At 41.6% G+C, this 14,231-nt stretch carries 10 protein-coding genes; 4 read left to right on the plus strand and 6 right to left on the minus strand.

The features are described from left to right. Positions 1–52: 52 nt before the first annotated feature. The 3 genes from WA1_RS27445 to WA1_RS27455 all read right to left on the minus strand — a co-directional run bounded on the left by WA1_RS27445 (position 53) and on the right by WA1_RS27455 (position 4,418). Positions 53–2,059: an ABC transporter ATP-binding/substrate-binding protein gene (locus WA1_RS27445; protein WP_017745607.1), complete on the minus strand. Its 2,007-nt coding sequence runs from the start codon at positions 2,057–2,059 to the stop codon at positions 53–55. Between the two features lie 83 nt (positions 2,060–2,142). Next, the gene (gene ntrB / locus WA1_RS27450) at positions 2,143–2,979 is read right to left on the minus strand and encodes a nitrate ABC transporter permease (RefSeq protein ID WP_017745608.1); all 837 of its coding nucleotides are present in this window, start codon (positions 2,977–2,979) and stop codon (positions 2,143–2,145) included. 86 nt (positions 2,980–3,065) lie between these two features. After that, positions 3,066–4,418 (minus strand): CmpA/NrtA family ABC transporter substrate-binding protein, encoded by a 1,353-nt coding sequence (locus WA1_RS27455; RefSeq protein ID WP_017745609.1) that lies wholly within the window; start codon positions 4,416–4,418, stop codon positions 3,066–3,068. A gap of 622 nt (positions 4,419–5,040) precedes the next feature. On the opposite strand from WA1_RS27455, the gene WA1_RS27460 reads away from it, so the two are divergent. From WA1_RS27460 to sir, 3 genes are all read left to right on the plus strand, one after another. After that, on the plus strand, positions 5,041–5,904 hold the full coding sequence (locus tag WA1_RS27460) for a DUF6671 family protein (protein ID WP_017745610.1): 864 nt from the start codon (positions 5,041–5,043) through the stop codon (positions 5,902–5,904). A 660-nt stretch (positions 5,905–6,564) separates the two neighbouring features. Then, positions 6,565–7,107 (plus strand): outer membrane beta-barrel protein, encoded by a 543-nt coding sequence (locus tag WA1_RS27465; RefSeq protein WP_017745611.1) that lies wholly within the window; start codon positions 6,565–6,567, stop codon positions 7,105–7,107. 255 nt (positions 7,108–7,362) lie between these two features. After that, positions 7,363–9,402: a sulfite reductase, ferredoxin dependent gene (sir, locus tag WA1_RS27470; RefSeq protein WP_017745612.1), complete on the plus strand. Its 2,040-nt coding sequence runs from the start codon at positions 7,363–7,365 to the stop codon at positions 9,400–9,402. Positions 9,403–9,430: 28 nt separating this feature from the next. Here the strand turns inward: sir and WA1_RS27475 are convergent, their stop codons facing one another. From WA1_RS27475 to WA1_RS27485, 3 genes are all read right to left on the minus strand, one after another. Further along, positions 9,431–9,925, minus strand: coding sequence for a GFA family protein (locus tag WA1_RS27475; RefSeq protein WP_017745613.1), 495 nt, complete (start codon positions 9,923–9,925; stop codon positions 9,431–9,433). Positions 9,926–10,009: 84 nt separating this feature from the next. Next, positions 10,010–11,494, minus strand: a complete 1,485-nt coding sequence (locus tag WA1_RS27480) for an aromatic ring-hydroxylating dioxygenase subunit alpha (protein WP_017745614.1) — start codon at positions 11,492–11,494, stop codon at positions 10,010–10,012. Between the two features lie 412 nt (positions 11,495–11,906). Continuing rightward, positions 11,907–12,545, minus strand: coding sequence for a histidine phosphatase family protein (locus WA1_RS27485; protein ID WP_026134908.1), 639 nt, complete (start codon positions 12,543–12,545; stop codon positions 11,907–11,909). A 35-nt stretch (positions 12,546–12,580) separates the two neighbouring features. On the opposite strand from WA1_RS27485, the gene WA1_RS27490 reads away from it, so the two are divergent. Beyond that, entirely contained in the window at positions 12,581–13,984 is a 1,404-nt protein-coding gene (locus WA1_RS27490) for a carotenoid oxygenase family protein (RefSeq protein ID WP_017745616.1), read from the plus strand. Positions 13,985–14,231: the final 247 nt, after the last annotated feature.

The raw sequence follows: 14,231 nt of genomic DNA on the forward strand, positions 1-14,231 counted from the left end.
TATTTTGGATTTTAAATTCATCGATTAATCCAAAATCCAAAATCTAAAATTCTTAGGCTGCAGCGACGGAGGAACGCGTGTGGATAACAACTTCTGCTACAGAAACATTGCGTTTTATCTCGAGACTGATGAGATAAGCAATAGGGTCATCGGCATTAAATTCAGTGCCATCAAATAGCTGAATAGGACCGCGATGGTACTTAATATCAAGCAAACCTAGTTCCCTTGCTGCTGTGCTAAACACGCTAACTCGACAAACTCTTTCCAAAATTTCCATCCAGTTGCGGGGGAAGGGAATATCACCCCAACGAGCCATTTGAGTCATCATCCATAAATGTTCGGTGCGGCTGGGACGATTGACTCCGTCACCAAAGAATAGATGATGGGCGTACTCTCGCATTGGTTGTTCGAGGTTGCAAACCATAGAGTTTGGATCGCCAAGCTGAATATATTCTTCGTTAGTGCTAATGTACTCGCGACGAGCTAAAATCTGACGAATTTCTGAAAAGTTCTTTTCATCAGCACAGTACCGACAAGCTTCCAATAAAGCTTTAACTAGAGCGATATGGGTATTTGGATATGCATTTGCCCAATCTTCTCGAACTCCCAAAACTTTGCCGGGATGTCCTTGCCAAATTTCTAAATCTGTGGCTATGGTAAAGCCAATACCTTCTATTGCAGCTCGGAGATTCCAAGGCTCGCCCACGCAGTAACCGTCTATACTTCCTGCTTGTAAGTCAGCTACCATTTGTGCTGGAGGAATAGTTTTGAGAGAAACATCTAAATCGGGATCAATGCCTGCTGTTGCTAACCAATAACGTAGAAGCATATTGTGCATTGAGGAAGGGTGTACCATCCCCAAAGTATGGCTTTGCCCTGCGGAATCTTGTAGCAATTTTTTAAAATCGGCTAAGGTATAAACTCCTTTGTCATAAAAACGCTTATCTAAGGTAATGGCATTGCCATTGCGAGTTAATGTCAGTGCGCTCACAACAGGTGTGGGGACATCTCCATGACCACCGACAGTTAACCAAACAGGCATACCTGAGGGCATTTGTGCTGCATCTAAATACCCACCTGCAATACCATCGGTAATTCCGCGCCAGCTAGATTCGCGGACTAAGTTAACTTCATCTAAACCGTACTTTGTAAAGAAGCCCTTTTCTTTAGCGACAGCAAGAGGGGCGCAAGCAGTCAGAGGAAGGAAACCAATATCTAAGTTAACTTTTTCTAGACCGTGACGTGCAAGTACTTTAACTTTCCGCGCTCTCAGTTTCTTAATTCGTTTTTGTTGATTGAGGAAGTAAATCATCTCACTCCGCAAGCTGTAATAGCTGGGATGTTCTACCACTTCCATCCGCTTGCGAGGTCGGGGAATATCGACTTCCAAAATTTGTCCTATTTTAGATTCCGGTCCATTCGTCAGCATGATAATTCTGTCTGACAACAACACGGCTTCATCCACGTCGTGAGTCACCATTACTGCAGTAACTTCGTTTTCCTGACAAATTTGCATCAACTGTTCTTGCAAATTACCTCTTGTAAGTGCGTCCAATGCTCCAAAAGGTTCATCTAACAGGAGCAATTTAGGACGAATCGCTAAAGCACGTGCGATCGCAACTCGCTGTTTTTGACCGCCTGATAACATTGCTGGGGCTTTATCAGCATGAGGACGCAAACCGACTAGATCGATATGCTTTTCCACAATTGCTTTGCGTTCACCTGCAGGAGCATCCTTCATCACTGCATCGACAGCAAGAGCAATATTTTCCCGTACTGACCGCCAAGGTAGGAGCGAATAATTTTGAAACACCACCATCTTGTCTGGACCGGGTCTTGTAATTCTTTGTCCTTCTAGTGCTACTACACCCTCAGTTGGTAAATCCAAACCAGCAATCATATTCAGTAGGGTAGACTTACCACAACCGGAGTGACCAATCAGAGAAATAAACTCTCCTTTTTTGATTTGAAGATCAATTCCTTTGAGAGCAATATACTGACCGCCACCGGATAAGGAGAAAACTTTATCAATTTGGTCAACAGCAACAAAAACGCTCATTTTTTATTAGTCCTTTATCATTAGTCATTGGTCACTGGTCACTGGTCACTGGTCACTGGTCACTGGTCACTGGTCACTGGTCACTATTTCTGTTCTTCTGGCAAAATTCTTGACTGCACCCACAGCATACACTTGTCAAGAATTAAGCCAACAACACCGATATAAACGAGGGCTAAAATAATTTCACTGACATTGTTATTTTGATAAGCATCCCAGATGAAAAAGCCAATCCCAACAATACCAGACATGATAATTTCTGCTGCAATAATAGCTAACCAAGCCAAACCAATCGCAATTCTTAAACCTGTAAAAATATAGGGAAGAGCAGCAGGTATCAGAATATTCACAAAATATTCCTTGCGAGAAAGTTGCAGAACTTTAGCGACGTTATTGTAATCTTGAGGAATTTGCTTCACACCAACTGCTGTATTGATTAAGATCGGCCAGATTGCTGTGATAAAGATGACGAAAAGGGCAGCAGGTTCATTTTGTCTTAAAGCAGCCAGAGAAATTGGTACCCAAGCTAGAGGTGGTACGGTACGGAAGAGTTGAATCATTGGATCTAAAGCTTTCGATAATGATTTACTCAGTCCGAGCGCAATACCAACGCTAATACCGATAACTGCTGCTAGCGAGTAACCAATCACTACCCTTTGTAAACTAGCAAGGACTTGCCAAAATAAACCTTTATCTATGCCACCTCGGTCATAAAAAGGATACATAATCAGTATCCACGTATCTTGTACAACTTGAATTGGCCCCGGTAATGTTGCTCCAGGGAGCCAAGTAAATAACTGCCATATAACTAGAAAGATTGCGATCGCAGTTAATGGCGGTAAAAGATCGGGAAATTGCTTTTGCAGACGGGATAACCAGGCATTTTGAACAGTAGCATTATTGCGTCTTTGTAGTGTTACCATTGATTGTCTCCTCTAATTTGTTGTTGGTTAGTTGTTGGTTGATAGTTGTTAGTTGTTAGTTGTAGGGGCGCGGCGGCCTTGCGCCCCTACCCACTAACTTTTTTAATCTTGAGGCTTTGCAAGTAAGCCTTAGGATTTTCTGGGTCGAACTTGATGCCATCAAAAAACTCTTCAACACCACGGGATGTACTGATGGGAATGTCAGCAGCAGCTACACCTAATTCTTTAGCAGCTTCTTTCCACAAGTCCTCGCGATTAACTTTATCTATCAGTGTTTTGGCATTTGCTAAGGTATTTTCCGGTAGGAAGCCCCAACGCACACTTTCTGTTAAAAACCAGAGGTCATGGCTCTTGTATGGATAAGAAACGCTACCCTTTTCATCTTTCCAATACAACACCGCCATTTTTCTATCATCAATTGTGCGACCATCACCCATGTTGTATTTACCCATGAATGGATCGTTGAGAATTGCTACAGGGACGTTAAAGTAGTTTCGTCCTGCAAGGATTTGAGCTAACTCTTTTCTGTTGTCAAAACGATCGCACCATTGCTGAGCTTCCATTAGTCCTTTGAGAAGAGCTTTAGTCGCTTTTGGATGTTTGTCAACCCAATCTGCCCTCATTGCCAAATATTCTTCTGGATGGTTTTTCCAGATTTCAGCCGTTAGCGCTGCCATGAAGCCAATCTTATCTTGGACAATTCGGTAAGGCCAGGGGTCGCCAGTACTAAAGGCATCCATTGTTCCTGTCTTCATGTTTGCAACTGTTTGCGCTGCAGGCACTGTTAGAAGTTGAATGTCCTTGTCTGGATCGACACCCGATGCAGCTAACCAGTAGCGAATCCAAAAATCTTGATTGACTCCTGGGAAGGTTTGAGCGGCTTTAAAGACGGCGTTTGCTGATTTCAATTGAGCAAAAAACGTTTCCTTCCCAGCAACTCTTACGCCAATCCCTTTGCCTAGATGTTTGTTTGCGATCGCAATACCATTGCCTTGAGTATTTAATTGAGCTAGGACATACATGGGAAGTTTTTTATTACCCTTAGTAATGCGTCCTTCAGAAATCAAATAAGGCATGGGCATCTGCCATTGACCACCATCAATTCCGCCGCCGGCCGCTCCAATTTCTACGTTGTCTCTTGCCGAACCCCAATTCGCTTGTTTGGATAAATCAACATTAGTCATTCCATATTTGGCAAAAAAACCTTTTTCTTTTGCAATAATGAGAGGCGCTGCTTCAACAATTGGAATATATCCTAGTTTCACTGTGGTGGTTTCTGGCGCATCTGCTGCACTGATATTAGTAGCAACAACTTGTTGTGCTTGAGTTGTCGTACCACCAGGTTCGGGAGGATTGCCCAAACACCCTTTTAAGAATATAGAACCAGCAGCAGAAACTCCAGCAGTTAATAAAAATTTGCGTCGAGAAAATTCAGGCATAAATGTTTTCCTGTTTCAATTTCAATTATTTTTGATTACAGTCATGTTGCAATGGAACAAAGATATTCCTTGCTCAAAAACACTATTTATTCGTGATTTGAAACTTAAGTCAGACTCAAGAACACTAGTTATGTATTTGTCTTTGGTTTGAATTATTTGTTGTAGACAAATTTATCACCTTTTTCAAAGGATTTGTTAATTTTCACTCTGGATTATTAAAAAAATCTTATATGTTTACCATAGATAAAATTTATCTAAGTACTGCTTTAGGTTCAACTTAGTCTATATGTTAATATAAATTAATGATAACTATAAGAATAAATTAATGTTTCCCTGTCTTTAGAACGATGTAATAATCGTTTATTTAAGCAAATAGAGGATTTTAATAATGGAATGTATTGAGTTTTATTAAGAGTAGATGACCTTATATTGTACGATAGGCGTTAACCAATTTACTTATAGAAACGATTGATTTAAGTCTATAAACAAGCTTCAGATCCCCGACTTCTTTAAGAAGTCGGGGATCTGGTTTCTCACAAATGATTTAGAATGACTATATTTTTTGTTAGTAAAAGAGCATTTAAGCCATTGAGAGTTACTTTGTGTTTAAGTTCCCACAGATATGAAAAAACATCCACTATTTGACAATCGAGTGGCAATACTAGCTACCAAGCATCATAAAGAGAAGGCGATCGCTCCAATTCTCGAACAAGAATTAGGTATCAAAGTTATAGTTCCACAAGATTTTGATACGGATCGCTTTGGTACATTTACAAGGGATATAAAAAGGACAGGAAGTCAAATCGAAGCAGCAAGATTGAAAGCAGAATCAATCTTGTCTGTTACAAATGAAACGCTAGCCTTAGCAAGTGAGGGGTCATTTAGTCCTCATCCAAGCAATCCGTTTGTGCCATGTAATCTAGAAATCGTGATTCTCATAGATAGAACAAATGAACTAAAAATCATCGGTCAATCAGTTACTATTGAAACTAACTTCAGCCATCGAGCGATCGCAAGCATTCCAGAAGCACGTGAGTTCGCTGCAAAAGTTGGCTTTCCCGAACACGCTGTTGTAGTCATGGTTCATTCTTCATCTGAAAATCAAGAAGAAATTATCAAAGGTATCAATACAACAGAACAACTTGTGGAAGCAGTCACATATGCTTTAAAGCGGTCTAAGACTGGTGAAATCCATATAGAAACTGATATGCGTGCTCTTTACAACCCTACAAGGATGAAAAATATTGCTAGAGCAACCCATGACTTGATTCAGAAAATCCGAAATGCTTGTCCCAATTGTGACTTTCCTGGGTTTGATGTATTTTCCAGAAAAAGGGGATTACCTTGTGCTTATTGCCTCTCTCCCACAGAACTGACTCTTGCTGTCACTTATAAATGTCAAAAATGTGGATTTTTTAAAGACGTGATGTTTCCAGATGGAATACAAGAAGCAGACCCATCTTGGTGTAATTACTGCAATCCCTAACTTGAACTTGACAAAAATACGTTAATACATTCGACTTTATTAGTAATTTTATAAATTGGATTTATTACCTAAATAAGATTGAGGTATTATTTAATTACAATGAGTTAATGATTGAAAGATATTTGGGTAATTACGAGTAAGAATCTTTTATATCGTCATCACAAAATCATATAATCCTTAAAGGATGTTTTAAAAGTCCTGGGCGAATAGAATTCGCTACTATACAAACAAAGTCCGCCTACGCGGACTAATAAAGAATTAAGGTGTTGAAACCCACGAAGGTGGGTTTCGCTTGTATAGCCGCGAATTCTATTCGCAAAGGCAAGTATGAATTGAGACTTTACAAACATCCTCTTAACAGATTAAGAGAGTGAATGTTTTCATGACTAAATATAAAAATTCCTCTTCCCTAGTCCCTAAACCCTAAATTGATGTGACACTAAAATAACTGTCTACTGTTAATTTTTTATTCCGGACATTAAAAAGTTTTTTTTGTAATTAGAATGCTTTATTTATAGAGTTAATTTCTTAATAAATGGTGTGATTCATCTATAGCAGCAACAGGGGTTGATGGAAAATTTTTAGAAATTTTCTGGAACCTTTCTGTTCCTTTTTCGACCTTAAATGTAAAAGCAATACCTAGAACAATTGGTAGGTTTTATGAAACGGTTACTCAAGTCTTTTGTGACAATTTCTGCACTGTCTTCCATAGTAATTGCTCCTGTTATCCTTTCGGCTGGTCAAGCTTCTGCTCAACCTCAAAAACAAAAAGGAACTGATGCTAGCTATGTTGGTGCTGGTGTTTCTGCTGGTATTACCAATGGCGGACAAAATGGTGATGCTGCCACATTTGGAGGTAACGTTACTGGTCGTTTGAAGTTAGGTGAGACTCCTTTTTCTGCACGCGGTCAAGTTAACTTTAGTAGTGAGACGAGTGCTATTATTCCCCATGTTTCCGCAGACTTGGGAATTGCTAAAGGTACTAATGCTTATGTAGGTGTTGGTTACCAATTTGTGGAAGCTAACGGTCAACCAACTCCAAGTGGTAACGACGATGGAGTGGCTTTGGTGGCTGGGGTAGAATCTGAGGTTGGTAAAAACTTCCTTATCTACAGCAATGCTACTGTAGGCGTTAATGCTTACGAAAATAGCCCTGCTTCTGCTGTTAGTGTTAACGGTGGCATAGGTTATCGGTTTAAGTAAGGGGTTAGGGGGTAGGGAGTAGGGGGTAGTGCCTCTTAAATATTCCTAAAAAATTGGAACATAAACATAGTATAAGTAATGTTGCTGGGTTTATTGATGTGTTACACCACTCGTAAACTCAGCTTTTTGCCGTGTTAAAATCATACTAATCCTCTAAATCTCGCTCGGATTTTGTGGATATAAAAGCCGTAAGGGTGCATATTAGTTCACGCTTTGGCATATTGTGACGCATATTGGTAATTTTCTATTACTCCAATGGTTAAATCTGCTCCTTCCCCGACCACAAGCCGTAAGCCTTCCAAAGTAGAAGCCATTAAGGAACGCAGTAACTCTTTGCGCGAACCTGTGGCAACTGAAATACTTCAGGATACAACTCACTTTAGTGAAGATGCAGTACAAATTCTGAAGTTTCATGGCTCTTATCAACAAGATAATCGTGATAATCGAGTCAAGGGGCAGGAAAAAGATTACCAGTTCATGCTGCGGACAAGAAATCCGGGTGGATTTGTTCCACCAGAGCTTTACCTAGCTTTGGATAAGCTGGCTGATGAACATGGGAATCACACTTTACGAGCAACAACTCGTCAAGGTTTTCAGTTGCACGGAATTTTAAAGAAGAATCTTAAGGCTGCGATCGCTTCTATTATTCAAAGCATGGGTTCTACGCTGGGAGCCTGTGGTGACCTAAATCGCAACGTGATGGCACCTCCAGCACCTTTTAAAAATAAGTCTGAGTACGAATATGCTTGGGAATATGCCGATCGCATTGCTCATTTGCTAGCACCTCAAACAGGGGCTTACTATGAAATTTGGCTGGATGGCGAAATGGCTCTGAGTGCTGAAGAAAACCCAGAGGTGAAAGCAGCGCGAGAAAAAAATGGCACTGGAACAATCTTTCACGATAAGGAAGAGCCTATCTACGGCACATACTATATGCCGCGCAAGTTTAAAGTTTGTGTCACCGTTCCAGGAGATAATTCAATAGATTTGTACAGCCAAGACCTCACCTTGGTTGTGATAACTAATTCTGAGGGAGAGTTAGAAGGATTTAATATCTTTGCCGGTGGTGGCTTGGGACGAACACATAATAAAGAAGAAACTTTTGCAAGACTGGCAGATCCAATTTGTTACGTAGATAAGGAAGATGCCTACGAGATCGTCAAAGCAATTGTTGCAACTCAAAGAGATTATGGCGATCGCACTGACCGCCGTCACGCTAGACTAAAATACTTAATTAATGATTGGGGTGTTGACAAATTCCAGTCAATGGTGGAGAAATACTTTGGCAAGCCTTTGCAAGCTTTTAAACCATTGCCAGAGTTTCAGTACTATGACTTTTTGGGATGGAACGAACAGGGCGATGGCAAGCTTTTCTTAGGCATTTCCATTGACAATGGTCGGATTAAAGATGAAGGGAATTTTCAACTGAAAACGGCGTTGCGGGAAATTGTCGAGCAATTTAATTTGCCGATCCGCTTAACACCTCACCAAAACGTCATACTGTACGATATTCAACCAGAACACAAGCAAGCAATTCAAGACATTCTCAGCCGTTATGGTGTTGTCTTTGACCTCGAAAAAATCGATCCGATTGTGCGTTATTCAATGGCTTGTCCGGCTTTGCCTACCTGCGGGTTGGCTGTAACAGAGTCAGAACGAGTCATTCCAGAAATATTGGATCGGATTCGCACTCTTTTAAATAAGAGTGGTTTACAAAATGAACATTTTGTGGTAAGAATGACAGGATGCCCTAATGGTTGTGCTCGTCCTTACATGGCAGAAGTTGGCTTTGTCGGTAGCGCCCCAGAATCTTACCAAGTTTGGTTGGGAGGCTCACCAAATCAAACAAGGCTGGCAGTTCCTTATATGGAACGGATGCACGTTAACGACTTGGAAACCCAACTAGAGCCAATTTTCGTTTACTTCAAACAACAGCGTCAAGCTGAGGAGAAGTTTGGAGACTTTTGCGATCGCGTTGGATTTGATGCCATCCGCGAGTTTGCGGCTAAATATGAATCGGAAACTGCTATGAAGTCAGATGATATTACAGACGATAGCGATGGTTTAGTTGAAACAATGGCAGACTCTACCACTGCGCCCATTACAGAGGAAAGCGATGGTCAAGTTGTAGCAATAGCTAATACAACAACTGCTGCTAACAAAACACGCCGTCGCATCACCCTTCACGAAGAGGTTTACACTCAATTGAAGGAAGTTTCTCAGAGCCAAGGTAAGCCAATGACTCATCTGGTAAATGAAGCTCTCTCTGAGTACTTGAAAAATCTGCAACAATAATGTAGAGACGCGCCATGGCGCGTCTCTACTACTCGCTATCTGTTAAACCAAGTCTAGAGTGCCACTCAGCAATAGATTCATCGGGATAGCGCGGATAATGGCGATCGCTAGGATTTTGCGGAATTTCTATCCAATTGGCTGCAAAATCCAGCATAAGGTGAACTTGCTCTGGTGTCTTTGGCAATTCAGAGTCAATCGCTGAAGCAAAAGGGTGGACAAGTTCCGGATAATCAGAGTCATAAACCCACAAAAATGAACCGCAATGTCGGCAAAAGTGGCGCTCACCTTTGCTAATGCGCGGTTTTTCATCTTCTGGATTTTGAATTCGGGCGTGGTAAATGGTAATATTTTCCTCGCCCTCAACTTGCAATGTCGTTTGATCGCCAGAAAGGTTGATAGCATATCCGCCCGCTCCTGCTGTTTTGCGGCAAATTGAGCAATAACATCGCGAAAACGGATAAGGATAGACACTTTTGACGGTGAAACGCACTGCTCCACAATGGCAGGAACCTTGAAGCAACATATCGTAGGGGTTAGGGGTTAGAGGTTAGGGACAAGGAAGAATAACTATCCTTAATGCCCAATGTCCCATACCCATTTTCATTTATCAATCATTCCGAGCGTGTTCAAACTCGTATACGTAGAAAAGCCGACTGAATTTTTTCAGCAAATATCCTACTGTTGCAAATGCGATCGCACCGACTAACGCGTACCAAAAGCCTGTGGACGGAATAATAGTGAAAAAGGATGTGGTAGTTTGCTCAGCAGTCACAACTGCTGCTTTGAGCGCCATAGCCCGTGCATCGACCATAATGCCCAAACCAAAACACGCGACAGCAGCTATATACGCTAGTACAGTGAGACGATTGATATTTTTCAGCGCATCTTGACAAACCTTACAGTGTTGAGTATGGGTTGTCCATACATCAAATAACTTTTGCTTATCTCGCTCTGGTGCTGGAAGTTCAGGATTACATCCCGCAACCCAAGGAATACCAGAGCGTACTCTCGTCTCCCACCATTTACGAAAGACAATGACCATTTTATCTTGGGGGTTTGGTGTATAAACAGCATCTTGCCATTTACCTGTTTGCCGTTTGGCTAAAATTTTCTCTTGGTGATGTATGAAAGCTAAATCTTGATGCAGGAACTGGGAAGCGAGCACATGACTCAACCAGATAGGCATCTTTACCCCAAAGAATCCTAAACCTTTCGTTGTTTTACCTACCTCATTTTTAATTAATACCTGAGATTGGATATGGCGACACCATCCAGGGCGGATGGGAATGGCATATAAACCTACAATCAGTTTTGTGCCATTGTTAAAAATTGAAGTAATTTTCAAGTGACAGGGTGGTTGAAAGTCATAAACCCACTTCTCAACGTTTGGAGGAGTTGGCGTCACTTCAAAGGAAAACCCTTCCTCAGTAGACATATCGCGAACGCGGAGCATATCAAAATATTTGGCATCCTTGTACCGATTCCCTAAAATACCGTGATGAGCAACAGGAACGTGAGCGGGGTCAATAACATTTTCCATGAAAGAGTCCCACCCATAGGGAATATCACGTATATTCCGCAACAGTTGTAGTTCTTTGTCTGAGTAATTCTCAAGTTCTGGAATGAGTCGAGGTGTCTTCAATTCACTCTCTACTTGTGCATTGGCACCAGACTCCGCCCATACCCACAATAATCCCTGACATTCTTGTGTAGGATAGGAAATAGCACAAGACTTGCGATTTGAGCAATGCTTTGCTTCTGTCTGCTCATCTTTGGACTGGGGAATGCTGACACAGTTGCCATTCCCATTAAAGCGCCAAGCGTGGTAAGAACATAAAAGCGTACCATCAGATTCTACACGACCTTCAGAAAAAGGTGCGAGTCGGTGAGGGCAAGCATCTTCAAAGCAACGCCATTTGCCGGAACCATCACGCCATAGGACGATATCCTTACCTAATAGCTGGGTTGCATGGACACGGGAAGAATCTAGAAAGTCTACAACAGCGACAGGATACCACTGCTTTGTCCATTGATATATTTCAACATTTTCCTTTTGAATTTCTTGAATAGCATCTAGTTTTTCTGAAATCATAAGTACCTCTTGCCCTTGATGAGGGCTTCTAGAAATATGAAAGGACAACAATATTTAAAAATGAATTTCTTTACCAATACACTTTAAATCAGTTCTTAAGATTAGGCGGTATGAAAAAATCATAAAAAGTCATAAGTTTTAAATAAAAATAGGTCTTTAAAAGTCAGAAAAAGTCAGATTTGAAATACAAGTAGGGTGGGCAATGCCCACCCTACTGCAAAGCTGCAAAGCTTGATATCTCGTATGCTCAATTTGAAGAAACCGGGTTTTTGGTATTACTGTACCGATGCGCTAAGTACAGCTTTTCATAAATTCGTAGCGTGTTGGTTCGTAGTTGCGCTGTCTTTGCTAAAGCGCAACTACAAACGATTTGTACCATCTTTATTTCGTTACGAACTTGTAAAATTATGGACTAAGTTCCTGGTAAATGGCGCAACCGCTCATCTAAATGAGTAAGCTCAGCCAATGCCTTCAACAAAGGACCGTGGGAGCTAAATTCTACAATACTGACTGAACCAACAGGACATCCCAAACGGTAGCGAAAGCGCCCTACATCAATTCCCAAAAGGCTACATAACATAATTCTGATAGTCGCTTTATGGGAAACAATTAAAACATTACCTTCACTGTAAAGCTGTTTAATTTCTTCAATAACTTGTGTAGAGCGAGATGCGATCGCAACTGCCATTTCCCCACCAGTCGGCGCATACCATGCCGGATCTGCTAACCAACGGATATAATCATCGTGAAATTCTGAACTCACCGTTTCTGGTGATTTTCCTTCCCACTTGCCATAATTAATTTCCTTCAACCCATCTCGCAGTTCTGGTTCCATCCCTATGGCATCACACAAAGGTTTTGCAGTCGCCACAGTGCGTTCCATTGGGCTGCAAAAAATTGCCTTCCAAGGAGTAGATTTGTACGAATCGGCAAAAGACTTTGCCATAGACAAGCCATCGGTGGTTAGTTCTGGGTCGATGGAACCACAAAACATGTTATTACGGCTGCAATCAGTCTGTCCGTGACGGAGGAAATAAAGAGTTAGGCTCATAGTAAACACATTTACTTCGACAGCAAACAGGTCTAATGGTAACAACAACCGAGAACCCTTTTCTAAGCGGTAACTTTGCCCCAGTACAAAAAGAAATGACTTCGAGCACCCTGCAAGTCAAAGGAAAATTACCATCTCATTTGTCAGGAATGTTTGTACGCAATGGTTCTAACCCCCAATGGGAACCCATTGGACAGTACCACTGGTTTGATGGTGACGGGATGCTGCATGGGGTTAGGATTAGCGATGGCAAAGCAACTTATCGCAATCGCTACGTGCGAACTAAGGGATGGAAAGTAGAGCATGAAGCGAATAAAGCTATTTGGAGTGGGTTTTTAGAACCGCGATCGAAGGATAATCCTGGCGGTATGTATAAAAATACTGCTAACACGGCACTCGTGTGGCATGCTGGTCAACTACTGGCACTCTGGGAAGGCGGTGCTCCTCATGCCATTCAGGTTCCCCATTTAGAAACTATTAGCGAATACACCTACAAAGGCAACCTGGCTTCTCCCTTTACCGCACATCCTAAAGTGGATCCAAAAACAGGCGAAATGATGTTTTTTGGCTACTCATTTGCATCACCTTACCTGCAATATGGGGTAGTTTCAGCAGAAGGAGAGTTACTGCGGACAGTACCTATTGACATACCGCAGCCAGTTATGATGCACGATTTTGCTATTACCCAGAACTACACAATTTTCATGGATTTGCCCATGACTTTTAATCAGGAAAGGGTACAAACGGGAAAACCTTGGATAATGTTTGAGCCAGATAGACCAAGCCGTTTTGGGATCGTTCCCCGATTTGGAGATAACCTTAATATACGGTGGTTTGAAAGCCCTGCTTGCTATGTTTTCCATACCCTAAATGCTTACGAGAATGGAGATGAAGTTGTACTTATTGCTTGTCGCATGAGTTCTTCTACTGTTTTGGGTTCAGATGACGCACAATCCGATCCAGAAGCAAATATTCCACGCTTGCATCAGTGGCGGTTTAACCTCAGCATAGGAAATGTCAATGAAGAAATGCTAGATGATGTAGCGTCAGATTTTCCTCGTATCAATGAAAATTTGTTAGGACAAAAAACGCGATACGGGTACACTGGTAAAATTGCCCAAAGTTCTCTTCCTTTGTTTGAGGGTATCATCAAGTATGATTTAAATACTGGTAAGTCTGAAACCCATAAATTTGGGCAAGGACGCTATGGTGGTGAAGCTGTATTTGTCCCTCGTCCTGGGGCGACTGCTGAAGATGATGGCTGGCTTGTAACCTTTGTTTACGATACCAATGAAGATGCTTCCGAACTAGTGGTGGTCAACGCCCAAGACATAACAGGTGAACCTATAGCACGAGTGCTACTTCCTCAGCGAGTCCCTTATGGATTCCACGGTGCTTGGATTTCTGAAGAACAGCTGAGTGGTTCTTTAAGAATATAGAGATCGTAAATTTACGGTTTCTATAAAACATAAACTTTAGTTCAAGGTATATTGCAACATTCTAGAGCACCAGTACAGTAATCACACGCAATCCGGTTTTTTGAAGTTGAGCTAACAAGATATCAAGCTTTGTACCTAAGCGCAAAACCGGGTTTTTTACCCATATTGACTACTGTATTGGCTTAGGATAAGCCAAGGGAGACTGTTACCATAAATTTGGGCTGGGCGACGGCTTAATTCTGCTAAG

Origin of the sequence: Scytonema hofmannii PCC 7110, assembly GCF_000346485.2 — a bacterium.
In the GTDB taxonomy this organism is placed as follows: domain Bacteria; phylum Cyanobacteriota; class Cyanobacteriia; order Cyanobacteriales; family Nostocaceae; genus Scytonema; species Scytonema hofmannii.

Bases quoted from the DNA above. Each gene is read 5' to 3' on its own strand.
- WA1_RS27445 (WP_017745607.1), bottom strand. From the start codon at position 2,059: ATGAGCGTTTTTGTTGCTGTTGACCAAATTGATAAAGTTTTCTCCTTA.
- ntrB (WP_017745608.1), bottom strand. From the start codon at position 2,979: ATGGTAACACTACAAAGACGCAATAATGCTACTGTTCAAAATGCCTGG.
- WA1_RS27455 (WP_017745609.1), bottom strand. From the start codon at position 4,418: ATGCCTGAATTTTCTCGACGCAAATTTTTATTAACTGCTGGAGTTTCT.
- WA1_RS27460 (WP_017745610.1), top strand. From the start codon at position 5,041: ATGAAAAAACATCCACTATTTGACAATCGAGTGGCAATACTAGCTACC.
- WA1_RS27465 (WP_017745611.1), top strand. From the start codon at position 6,565: ATGAAACGGTTACTCAAGTCTTTTGTGACAATTTCTGCACTGTCTTCC.
- sir (WP_017745612.1), top strand. From the start codon at position 7,363: ATGGTTAAATCTGCTCCTTCCCCGACCACAAGCCGTAAGCCTTCCAAA.
- WA1_RS27475 (WP_017745613.1), bottom strand. From the start codon at position 9,925: ATGTTGCTTCAAGGTTCCTGCCATTGTGGAGCAGTGCGTTTCACCGTC.
- WA1_RS27480 (WP_017745614.1), bottom strand. From the start codon at position 11,494: ATGATTTCAGAAAAACTAGATGCTATTCAAGAAATTCAAAAGGAAAAT.
- WA1_RS27485 (WP_026134908.1), bottom strand. From the start codon at position 12,545: ATGAGCCTAACTCTTTATTTCCTCCGTCACGGACAGACTGATTGCAGC.
- WA1_RS27490 (WP_017745616.1), top strand. From the start codon at position 12,581: ATGGTAACAACAACCGAGAACCCTTTTCTAAGCGGTAACTTTGCCCCA.